Source organism: Rummeliibacillus sp. BSL5, from assembly GCF_052928305.1.
The window spans coordinates 86,851-98,629 of record NZ_JAVGCV010000006.1 but is presented as its reverse complement, the minus strand read 5'-3'; the positions used below and the strand labels follow the sequence as shown (position 1 = coordinate 98,629).

The window sequence follows — 11,779 nt, the reverse complement described above, 5'->3', positions numbered from 1 at the left end:
GACTTGCATGTATTAGGCACGCCGCCAGCGTTCGTCCTGAGCCAGGATCAAACTCTCCATAAAAGTGTTTGATTGCTCAAAATTTCACTAGCGCATCATCTTTACGATGATGACTTTAAAACTAACAATTGTTAGTAGTTTAAATGATTAACATCTTGCTTGTTCAGTTTTCAAGGTTCATGTTGCGTCGTCATCTTAACGACTTAATTAGTATATAATACTATTAAAAGATTGTCAACGCTTTTTTAGAATTATTTTTTCAATATAATTAATTGCTTTTTAGAGGCAACTTAAATAGAATACGCCAAATAGATATCAAAGTCAACACCTTTTTTAAAAAGGTAATTAATCTCTGTTCACTGAATAAGAATGTGTAACTCGATCTAAAGAATTGGATTTAGCCAAGTGTTTTATAGACATGGCCATACAAAAAGAACTGCAATCAAACTTAGTATAGTTTAATTGCAGTACTATGTTTTTCAATAGCTATGTTTATTTAATTAGATTCATTAATTATTTAAAATTAAACGTTCAATATATATATTTCTATTTTTAGATAGATCAACAATTTGTTCTGTTTCATACAACTTAATGACAGGCCTTACTGGTGACGTTTTATTAGCAAAGATAATGGTCCCTTCTTCACCATTTGATAATTCTACACTTGTACCAAGAGAAAGATTTGCTACACAAGTATTAAGAGCCTGTACAACTTCTATATTAAACTTTCCAAAGTCATTTTCTCGGATCATTTCTAACACTTTGAATGGAGATTCTTTGGAACGGTAAATTCTTTCACATGTCATTGCATGGAAAACATCTGCAACCGCAATGATATGGGAGTGAATTAATACCTTACTACCTTTTTCTCCTTTTGGATAGCCGCTGCCATCTAACCTCTCATGATGTTGGTAGATCGCTAGTTTCATTTCTTTCTTTAAGGTAGATATATGATTTACCATCTGAAGACTGTAATATGGGTGCTCTTGAATTTCCTTAAACTCATATTCTGACAGTGGACCATTCTTTTCACGAATTTTTTTATTAATTTTTGCCATACCAGCATCCGCTACTGCCGCTGCAATTGCTATTTGTGTGATATCTCCTTTAGAGTAATTCATTTTTTGAGCAATAACCGCACTAATTAAACTAATTGCAATTGAATGATGGTAAAAATAGTCCTTTGTTGTCGAATATTCATTTAGGATAAATATCTTTTCTTTATTCAATAATACTTCATCAATTAATGGCAATATGCTTTCACGAACTTTTGAAATATTTACATTGCTACCAGCATCCCAATTTAAAAATTCCTGTTTAAATTTTGCTACTGATTCATTGTATTTTCTTTCAAAGGAGTTTTTAAACGTTTCTTTTATGGTTTCAATGGATGATGACACACTTTGAACTTGCTGTGCTTTATCTGCTTCTTTTATATCAACGATAGGTATCTTTTCAATCTGAAAAGCCTTTAATACTGGAAAGTGTTCTCCTGTAATCTTTGTATTTTTGTATAGAATAGGATATTGTGTGTTAGCCATAATATCTTTAGCAACCATAGCGCCTAACTGTAGATCAGACAACTTAACTAATTGGTAATCCACTTGTAACCCCCCCTTGCATTCAAATGAGTTTCTCTCCTGTTTCTTATGAAGAAATTGAATCTATAGTTATTTTATCTCAATTTTTTTGTCCAAGGTAAACTTTTTTATAATTTTCCATAAAAAAAGCCCCAGATTATTTCCGGGACCTTTTTCTCTTATTCTATTGTTCCATCAGCAGGAGATTCAGTTGAATCAGTTGAATCAGTATTTTCTTCCTCTTCGCTGATTACCTCCGCTTCAATTGCTTCTTCTTTCTTAACTTTCGCCACTGTTGCTACATGTTCATCTTCCGCTAGGCGGATTAAACGAACACCTTGTGTGCTACGACCAGTAACCGAGATATCCTCAATATCCATCCGTATCAGCATACCATTTACTGTGATAAGCATAACATCTTCTGATCCATCAACTGCCTTAACAGCAACAAGAGGACCGTTCTTATCAGTGATTTGGCATGTTTTGATACCAATGCCTCCTCGGTTTTGTAAGCGATACTCTACTTCAGGTGTACGTTTTCCATAACCTTTTTCAGTAACAACGAGGATTTCTTGATTTGGTTCAATAATCTCCATACCTACTACATAGTCATCGTCTCTTAAACGAATGCCACGTACGCCCGTAGCGGTACGGCCCATTGACCGAATATCATTTTCATTAAAGCGAACGAGCATACCTGTATGAGTACCAATAATGATTTCTTGTTGTCCATTTGTAAGTCGGACTGATATCAGTTCATCGTCTTCTTTTAAGGAAATTGCAATTAAACCGTTTGTTCTTATATTCGCAAAGTTGGATAGCGGTGTACGTTTCGCCACTCCAGTACGTGTGGTAAAGATAAAGTAAGCATCTTCTTCGTATGAAGCCACACGAATGACAGCCGTTACCTTTTCACCCTTATCTACATTCAGTAAGTTAACAATAGGAAGCCCTTTTGCTGTACGACCAAACTCAGGGATTTCATAACCTTTTGCTTTAAATACCTTCCCTTTTGAAGTAAAGAAAAGAATGGTGTCATGTGTTGATGTGTATAGAAGATGTTCTACAAAGTCATCTTCATGCGTTCCCATACCTTGTACGCCTCTGCCGCCTCGGCGTTGACTTCTATATGTGTTAGCTGGTAGGCGTTTAATATATCCATTATGTGTAAGGGTAATAACTGAGTTTTCACGAGGAATTAAATCTTCGTCCTCAATCATTTCCATGCCACCCGCTGTAATATCTGTACGACGAGCATCATTGAAGCGTTCTTTAATCTCAAGAAGCTCATCATGAATAATTTTTCTTATTTTTGATTCATCTGCCAAAATATCTTTGAGCTCTTGAATTAATTGAAGCAATTCTTGGTACTCTGCTTCAATCTTGTCACGCTCCAAACCTGTCAAACGTTGCAAGCGCATATCTAAAATAGCTTGAGATTGGCGTTCACTCAAATTAAAGCGTTCCATTAAGCCATTTTTCGCATCTTCAGCTGTTTGAGAAGCTCTAATCAAACTAATAATCTCATCGATATGATCAAGAGCAATACGCAAACCTTCTAAAATGTGAGCACGTTTTTCAGCTTTGCTTAATTCAAATTTAGTTCGCCTAGTAATAACGATCTTTTGATGTTCCAAGTAATGGAATAAAGCTTCTTTTAAGCTTAAAACTTTTGGCTGCCCACCAACAAGAGCCAACATGTTAATACCGAAGCTAGTTTGCATAGCAGTTTGTTTATATAAATTGTTTAGGACTACATTTGCATTGGCATCTTTTCGTACATCAATGGTAACCCTCATACCATTTCGATCTGATTCATCGCGAATGTTGGTAATGCCATCAATCCGTTTATCTCGTACTAATTCTGCAATTTTTTCAATTAAACGGGCTTTATTGACTTGGTAAGGAAGTTCATTAATTACGATAACTTCTTTTCCGCTAGACTTTGTTTCAATTTCCACGCGTGAACGAATGACAATTGAACCGCGCCCTGTTTCATATGCACGGCGAATGCCGCTTCTACCCAAAATCAAACCACCAGTAGGGAAATCAGGACCTGGAATAATCTCCATCAACTCTTCCGTTGTAATGGCTGGATTATCAGAAATAGCCAAAACGCCGTCAATTACTTCACCCAATTGGTGTGGGGGAATATTTGTAGCCATACCAACAGCGATCCCCGAAGCCCCATTCACTAGCAGGTTTGGATAGCGAGCAGGCAATACAACCGGCTCTTTTTCATTGCCGTCATAGTTGTTTGTATAATCAATTGTATCTTTATTGATATCTCTAAGCATTTCCATGGCGATTTTAGACATGCGGGATTCCGTATATCGCATCGCCGCAGCCCCATCTCCATCGACAGAACCAAAGTTACCGTGGCCGTCAACAAGCATATACCGGTAGCTAAAATCCTGTGCCATGCGGACCATTGCTTCGTAAATAGAAGAGTCACCATGTGGATGGTATTTCCCCATTACATCCCCTACTATACGAGCTGACTTCTTATATGGCTTATCCGAAGTACTTCCCAATTCCTGCATTCCATATAGGATACGTCGTTGAACTGGTTTTAGGCCATCTCGAACATCAGGCAATGCCCGGGAAACAATTACACTCATCGCATAATCTAAAAATGAGGTTTTGATTGTTTTTGTTATATTAACTCCTTTAACGCCAGAGTTATTTGTTTCAGCCAAAGTGTGGAACCCCCTTCAAAAGGAACTAAATATCTAAGTTTTCTACATAAACAGCATTTTCATGAATAAATTGGCGTCTTGGTTCTACATTATCGCCCATTAATTGCTCAAAAGTACGATCTGCTTCAATCGCATCGTCCAATTCGACTTGCAATAAAACACGATTATCCGGGTCCATTGTAGTATCCCACAATTGCTCCGCATCCATTTCACCAAGACCTTTGTAACGTTGGATACCAGGCTTTGGTTGGCTTGGTAAACGCTCTAAAATTTCCTGTAATTCTTTATCGCTATAGCAATATTCGACATGCTTACCTTGCTGTATTTTGAATAGCGGCGGCTGTGCAATGTACACATAGCCTGCTTCGATTAACGGCCGCATAAAACGGAAGAAGAATGTCAATAATAACGTTCGTATATGAGCGCCATCGACATCGGCATCCGTCATGATAACAATTTTATGATAACGTGCCTTCTCTAAATTGAACTCTTCACCAATACCTGTACCGACAGCTGTGATCATGGCACGGATTTCTTCATTCGACAAAATGCGATCTAGACGGGCTTTTTCGACATTTAAGATTTTACCGCGAAGTGGAAGGATAGCTTGGAAGTGACGGTCACGCCCAGACTTCGCTGAACCGCCGGCAGAGTCACCTTCAACGATGTATACTTCACACTCTTCAGGATGGCGAGAAGAACAATCAGCCAACTTCCCTGGCAAACTTGAAATCTCTAACGCAGATTTACGACGTGTCATCTCTCTAGCTTTCTTTGCTGCAACACGTGCACGTGATGCAATTAAACCTTTATCGACTATTGTTCTAGCAACTGTTGGGTTTTCTAATAAAAAGCGTTCAAAGCGTTCGGAGAACAGAGAATTCGTAATGGAACTAACCTCTGAATTACCAAGCTTTGTTTTTGTTTGACCTTCAAATTGTGGGTCTGGATGCTTTATAGAAACAATTGCTACAAGACCTTCACGTACGTCTTCTCCGGATAAATTTGCATCAGAATCCTTAAGCAGGTTATTCTTTCGGGCATAGTCATTGATCACACGCGTCAACGCTGTTTTAAAGCCCGATTCATGAGTCCCACCCTCATACGTATTGATATTATTTGCGAATGACAAAATAGTAGAGGCAAAACCTGAATTATACTGCATGGCAATTTCAATGGAAATTCCATCTTTTTCGCCTTTTAAATCAATCGCTTCATGCAATGGCTCTTTATTTTCATTAAGCTGTTCTACATAAGATTTAATACCACCTTCATAGTGATAGACATCTTTACGAATTTCTTCATTTCGCTCATCCATAATTATAATCGTAATACCGCGGTTTAAATAAGCTAATTCGCGGATACGGTGTGCTAGAATGTCATATTCATAAACAGTGGTTTCTTTAAAAATGGTTGGATCTGCTTTAAAACGGGTAGTAGTACCATTATGGTCCGTATCACCAATGATGGTAAGCGGCTGGATTGTTCTGCCGCGTTCAAATTTAATTTCATGGATGTGTCCGTCACGGTGTACTTGCACGTCTGTTTCAATCGAAAGCGCATTTACAACAGATGCACCTACTCCGTGCAAACCTCCTGATACTTTATATCCGCCGCCGCCGAATTTACCACCAGCATGCAAAACAGTCATGATAACTTCTACTGCCGGCTTGCCGACCTTCTCTTGAGTATCAACAGGGATGCCTCGTCCGTTATCTTCTACTCTGATCCAGTTGTCCTTTTCAATCGCAACAGTGATTTCAGTACAATAACCAGCTAATGCTTCGTCAATACTGTTGTCGACGATTTCCCATACAAGATGGTGCAGCCCCTTGGAACTTGTCGAACCAATATACATACCCGGACGTTTACGTACTGCTTCTAGTCCCTCTAATACTTGTATCTGGTCTGCATCATAAGCTGCAGGGCTTTTATCTTCAATCGCCATTATTGTTCCACCTACTCTTTCATGGCATTAGTATGCATTATTTGTAAATTTCTTAAACCTTGAAATTTGCGGCTTAAAGCGCAGAATACCTGGCTTTCAACGCAATTAATTAGCAAGGTCAGATTCCCATATTAATAAAATCCGCAAATACTAAGATCACTCAGTATCCACGGAGCCTTGTTTCACATGAAACATTTCTGACTCGCGAATGGTTTCATGTTCTATGCCTTCCACACTTGTCGTTGTGACAAATGTTTGGACTTCACCTTTTATCGTGTTAAGCAAATGAGATTGCCGATAATCATCTAATTCTGAAAGAACGTCATCAAGCAAAAGAATAGGCGTATCATTCACTTCTTGTTTGATCAACTCTATTTCTGCTAGCTTTAATGACAGTGCAGTCGTTCTTTGTTGTCCTTGAGAACCATATGTTTGGACATCATAGCCATTCACAATGAATTGCAAATCGTCACGATGTGGACCAACCAATGTTACGCCTCTTTCCAACTCTCTTTGAGACTGTTCCTTTATTTTTGCAGCCAAGTGATCTGCCATTTGTTCAGCAGACCAATCTACATCCATACCGCTGACAGGGCGATAACGAATCTCCATATTTTCAAGTTCTCGTGAAATTGAATAATGAATTGGCCCTGCCCAGGCTTGAAGTAATTCCATAAAGTGGAATCTTTTTTGGATTACTTTGACTGCTGCTTCAATATACTGCTCTGTATAAACATCAAACATTACATCATTAAATGTTTTTTTCCCTTGATTTTGTTTAAGTAAATGATTCCGCTGTTTTAATAGCTTCTGAAAGGTTAACAGATCATGCAAGTAGACTGGGGAAATCTGGCCAATCTCCATATCTAAAAAACGCCTTCTCGCCTGAGGACTACCTTTTACTACGTTTAAATCTTCCGGAGCAAACATAACAACATTCATTTGCCCTATATAATCGCTTAATCGGCTCTGCTCCAAATGATTTACTCTGGCTTTTTTACCTTTCTTGGAAATAGTTAATTCCATTGGCAAGCGACCATATCTATTTTGGATGTCCCCTTCTATTTTAGCATATTCTTGCCCCCACCGTATCAATTCTTTCTCACTTGACGTACGATGCGATTTTGCCATAGCTAGGACATAGATTGATTCCATTACATTTGTCTTCCCTTGTGCATTTTCGCCAATAAACACATTGATTTTTGGAGAAAAGGACAAATCAAGAGATTCGTAATTACGATAGTCTTTAAGCTTTAAATGCTCAATATGCATGCTACTCCTCGCTTTGTGGCTCTACAAGGTTAAATCTCCCGCAACCAGGTATATTAATCAGGTCGCCAGCATAGAGTTTACGGCCACGTCTGCGATCTACTTCACCGTTCACATATACATCATTTTCTTGTAAAAACCATTTAGCCATTCCGCCTGAGCTAATAGCATCGGCTATTTTCAAAAACTGTCCAAGTGTAACAAATTCACTTTCTAAAATGATATTCTTCACTTCACTTCATCCTATCTGCTCTTATCTTATTCTATTTTACCGAACTTTTGTTCATAAGTAAAAAGGATAGTCGTGCATTTGACTATCCTTTTCGTACAAAAAGACATTTTTAGTACCAGGTACTAAAATATTTGGGAAATAATTTTTAGCGGAAGCTATAGTAAAAAAATATTAGTATGTGCGGACAGGTAAAATTAGTTGCAATATCGCATCATCATGAATTGAACGGATAGTGAAAGGTCGCATAGCACCCGTAAATTGAATTACAACTTCTTGACCGTCAATAGCTTTTAAAGCATCCATCATATACTTCGCACTAAAAGAAATTTTAAGTTCTTCCCCTTCAAAAGAGTCGATTTGAATTTCTTCTTCCACCTTACCAATTTCAGGTGAATTGGATGAAATCTCTACTGTGCCAGTATCAATTGTTGAGAAGCGTACAACGTTATTCCGATCTTCTCTTGCAAGAAGTGAAGCACGATCAATACCTTGCAATAAAGCTTTCCCATTAATTGTAACAATAGTAGATGATTCTTCCGGAATAAGGCGTGATGTATCCGGATAGTTACCTTCCAACAATCTAGAGAAAAATAAAACATCAGGAGTTTTGAATAAAACTTGCTGATTTGTCATAAAGATATCTACAGGGTGTGGTGAATCACTAAGGATTTTACTTAATTCAGTTAAGCTTTTCCCTGGAATGACAACATTCATTTCTTCAGACGGCAATTGTTCAAGCGTTACTTTCCTTTGAGCTAGACGATGGCTATCTGTTGCAATACAGACTAAACTGTTGTCTTTAATTTCCCACTTTACACCTGTCAACACGGGACGACTTTCAGTGGTTGATACAGCAAATACAGTTTCGCGAATAATCGTTTTCAATAAATCAGCAGGTAGTGTAATTTGACGATCCGCTGAAATATCAGGCAACAAAGGATATTCAGATGCATCCGAGCCAATAAGGTGGAAATCCGATTTACCAGATTGGATACGTGTTTGTAATTGTTCACTAACCTCTACTACTACTTCGTTTGTTGGCAGCTTACGGATAATTTCGTTAAACATCCGTGCTTGTAGAACAATTGAACCTGGTTCTTTTACTTGGACGATTTCTTTTCCATCTTCTTCAACAGGAATAAAGGTTTGGATTGTGATGTCTGCATCACTACCTGTTAAAGTCACTCCTTCAGAAGAAATATCAATTTTGATTCCAGTTAAAATTGGAATGGTTGTTTTTGAACTTACAGCTTTCATTACATCATTCAATCCATCTAACAAACGGTCCCTCATGATACTAAATTTCATTGTTACAAACCTCGCTTATATATTATTTATTATTTATTAAATATTAATAGATATAGTAATAGGGCCTGTGGATTTGTGGATAAGCCCTCTCTAGCCAAATAAAATCAGTCTATCCACATGTAGATAGACTGTGTATAAGTTTGTTGTTAACATTTCGTGTTATCCACAAATAGATTACTTGCCTAGCATACTTTTTATTTGTTTAATATCTTGCTGTAAACCCTGATCACTTTTCAAAAGAGTAGAGATTTTTTCATGCGCATGGATAACGGTCGTATGGTCTCGACCGCCAAACTCATCGCCAATCTTAGGAAGTGAACAATCTGTCATTTCACGCGATAAGTACATAGCGACTTGTCTTGGAAATGCAATTGACTTTGTCCGCTTTTTAGCAGAAAAATCTTCGAGTTTAATGTGAAAATGCTCACCAACAGCTTTTTGAATGTCGAGAATAGTCAACGTGCGTGGAGAGGCATTCGGTATGATATTTTTTAATGCTTGTGCAGCCAATTCTGCAGTGATGTCCTCATTAACGAGTGAGGAATAAGCGACAACACGAATAAGCGCGCCCTCTAGCTCGCGTATGTTGGAATCTATTTGGTTAGCAATATAAAGCATCACTTCGTTTGGTATATCAAGATTATCTGCTTTAGCCTTTTTTCGTAATATAGCGATCCTCGTTTCAAGATCTGGCGGAGCAATATCAGTAATTAAACCCCACTCAAAGCGTGAACGCAAGCGGTCTTCCAGCGTTGGGATTTCTTTAGGCGGACGGTCGCTGGAGATAACAATTTGTTTAAATTCTTCGTGTAACGTGTTGAATGTATGGAAAAATTCCTCTTGTGTTGATTCTTTTCCAGCCAAAAATTGAATATCGTCAATTAGAAGGACATCAACACTTCGGTATTTATTGCGAAATTCCTCTGCTCGGTTATCACGAATTGAATTAATAAATTCATTTGTAAATTTTTCAGATGACAAGTATACAACTTTCGCTTTTGGATTATGCTCTAATACATAATGGCCAATCGCATGCATCAGGTGAGTTTTTCCTAGCCCCACTCCCCCATAGATAAATAATGGATTATAAGCTTTGGCCGGCGCCTCTGCTACGGCCAAGGATGCAGCGTGTGCAAAGCGGTTGCCCGAACCAATTACAAATGTATCAAATGTGTTTTTTAAATTCAGCATTCCAGAAGGTGTTTCGGATTGCTCTTTTGAATTCCCTGAAATGGGTGGTGTCGGGATATCAAAGTTCTCTGAGTTCGAATCTTGCTGAACAACAAAGCGAATATGCAAATCTTTCCCTGTCAGTTCAGCTAAAATAGCCGCTATTAGGTGTACGTAGTGATTTTCAAGCCACTCGCGGCCGAATGAATTGGGCGCTGAGATTGTCACAGTATCACCGTTATAAGCCAATAGTTTCGTTGACTTCAACCAAGTTTCAAAGCTCGGTTTGGATATTTTTTGTTTCGCTTCAGAGAGTACTTTGTCCCATAATTCTTCAATATGTTCCAAGGCGCTTCTCCTTTTCTAAAATACTGGTCTATGATATTTTTCATTTTTTCAAGATAGTAGTTTTCTATGAGTTAAAAATAATAACGAATTAAGTAGATTAATGACATATTAATCACAGTAAACACATCCTGTGGATAAACACTGTCCTGATAGCGTGGATATCATTATCCACAGGTTATTAACATTTGTGGATAAAATCTGACGCTATAAATTTATCGACAGAATGAAGCACAACAATTGTAGCAAGAAAAATGTTGTCTGACAAGTGTTTCTAAGATGTTATCCACACAATGTATAATTATGCATAACACTTTATCCACACGGTTTGAACTTGTGAAAAAGTTGTCAGTAAGTGTTGTGGATAAAATTTAGCGAAAAAAATATGTTCACAGGGTTGTTTGAGAGAAGAGGGATAGAACTGTGGATAAATTTAAGCAGAGAAATAAAACAGATGAGATTAAGTATTTACAGAAGACAGTTGACAAAGTTGGCTGCTAATAGCTATAATATGCAAGACTGTCTGTAGTATTGAATTAATAGACTTTCATCAGGAGGTGTCATATAATGAAACGCACATACCAACCAAAAAAACGTAAGCATAGTAAAGTACATGGCTTCCGCGCACGTATGGCTACTAAAAACGGTCGTAAAGTGATCGCTGCTCGTCGCCGTAAAGGAAGAAAAGTATTATCAGCATAACCATGAGTCCACTGAATAAACTCAGTGGTCTTTTTTTCTTTTATTATACGTAGGAGAAGAAAAAGAGGAATAAGCAGGTGAAAAATGAAAAAACGCCGCAGAATTAAAAAGAATGAAGACTTTCAAAAGGTATTCAAAAAAGGAAAGTCATTCGCCAATCGGCAGTTTGTCGTTTACTTCCTTGAAAAGGAAAAGCAAACTGAGTTTAGGATTGGTTTATCCATTAATAAAAAAGTAGCAAAGGCAGTCACAAGAAACCAAATTAAACGTTATGTCCGCCAAAGTTTTTTAGAACTAGATGGTGAATTGCAGCAGCATATGGACTACGTCATTATCGCCAGGAACCCGGCGGCCGATTTAGATTTTCATGAAACAAAGAAAAGCCTAATGCATGTATTAAAAATTGCAAAGGTAATGAAGAGAAGCAGTAGAGACCAAAAGAAACCGCATGGTAGAATAAAGTAAATCATTCAATTTTGCAGGGATTTCTGCTAATGGCCACATGGCGAAGAGCTATGTTAGTGAG

9 protein-coding genes and 1 rRNA gene are annotated in these 11,779 nt (G+C 37.8%); 2 read left to right on the top strand and 8 right to left on the bottom strand.

The features are described from left to right. The 8 genes from RCJ93_RS14600 to dnaA form a co-directional block, all read right to left on the bottom strand. Positions 1-63: ribosomal RNA gene (locus RCJ93_RS14600) — 16S ribosomal RNA — on the bottom strand; the annotation flags it as partial. A 446-nt stretch (positions 64-509) separates the two neighbouring features. Further along, on the bottom strand, positions 510-1,604 hold the full coding sequence (locus tag RCJ93_RS14595; RefSeq protein ID WP_150285293.1) for an HD-GYP domain-containing protein: 1,095 nt from the start codon (positions 1,602-1,604) through the stop codon (positions 510-512). A 155-nt stretch (positions 1,605-1,759) separates the two neighbouring features. Next, a complete protein-coding gene (gene gyrA / locus RCJ93_RS14590; protein WP_446739371.1) occupies positions 1,760-4,279 on the bottom strand; it encodes a DNA gyrase subunit A in 2,520 nt (839 codons plus the stop codon). A 25-nt stretch (positions 4,280-4,304) separates the two neighbouring features. Next, complete coding sequence (gene gyrB / locus RCJ93_RS14585; protein ID WP_147197635.1) at positions 4,305-6,227, bottom strand: DNA topoisomerase (ATP-hydrolyzing) subunit B; 1,923 nt, start codon at positions 6,225-6,227, stop codon at positions 4,305-4,307. Between the two features lie 156 nt (positions 6,228-6,383). After that, entirely contained in the window at positions 6,384-7,499 is a 1,116-nt protein-coding gene (gene recF, locus RCJ93_RS14580) for a DNA replication/repair protein RecF (RefSeq protein WP_150285295.1), read from the bottom strand. 1 nt (position 7,500) lies between these two features. Further along, positions 7,501-7,728, bottom strand: coding sequence for a S4 domain-containing protein YaaA (yaaA, locus tag RCJ93_RS14575; RefSeq protein ID WP_066791207.1), 228 nt, complete (start codon positions 7,726-7,728; stop codon positions 7,501-7,503). Between the two features lie 171 nt (positions 7,729-7,899). Then, a complete protein-coding gene (dnaN, locus tag RCJ93_RS14570; RefSeq protein ID WP_150285296.1) occupies positions 7,900-9,036 on the bottom strand; it encodes a DNA polymerase III subunit beta in 1,137 nt (378 codons plus the stop codon). 174 nt (positions 9,037-9,210) lie between these two features. Further along, positions 9,211-10,554 carry a chromosomal replication initiator protein DnaA gene (gene dnaA, locus RCJ93_RS14565; protein WP_066791203.1) on the bottom strand — a complete coding sequence of 448 codons (1,344 nt, stop codon included), beginning with the start codon at positions 10,552-10,554 and terminating at the stop codon, positions 9,211-9,213. A 564-nt stretch (positions 10,555-11,118) separates the two neighbouring features. Between dnaA and rpmH the strand changes: the two genes are divergently transcribed. After that, on the top strand, positions 11,119-11,253 hold the full coding sequence (gene rpmH, locus RCJ93_RS14560) for a 50S ribosomal protein L34 (RefSeq protein ID WP_066791201.1): 135 nt from the start codon (positions 11,119-11,121) through the stop codon (positions 11,251-11,253). Positions 11,254-11,337: 84 nt separating this feature from the next. Then, complete coding sequence (rnpA, locus tag RCJ93_RS14555; protein WP_066791199.1) at positions 11,338-11,718, top strand: ribonuclease P protein component; 381 nt, start codon at positions 11,338-11,340, stop codon at positions 11,716-11,718. The last annotated feature ends 61 nt before the right edge of the window (positions 11,719-11,779 follow it).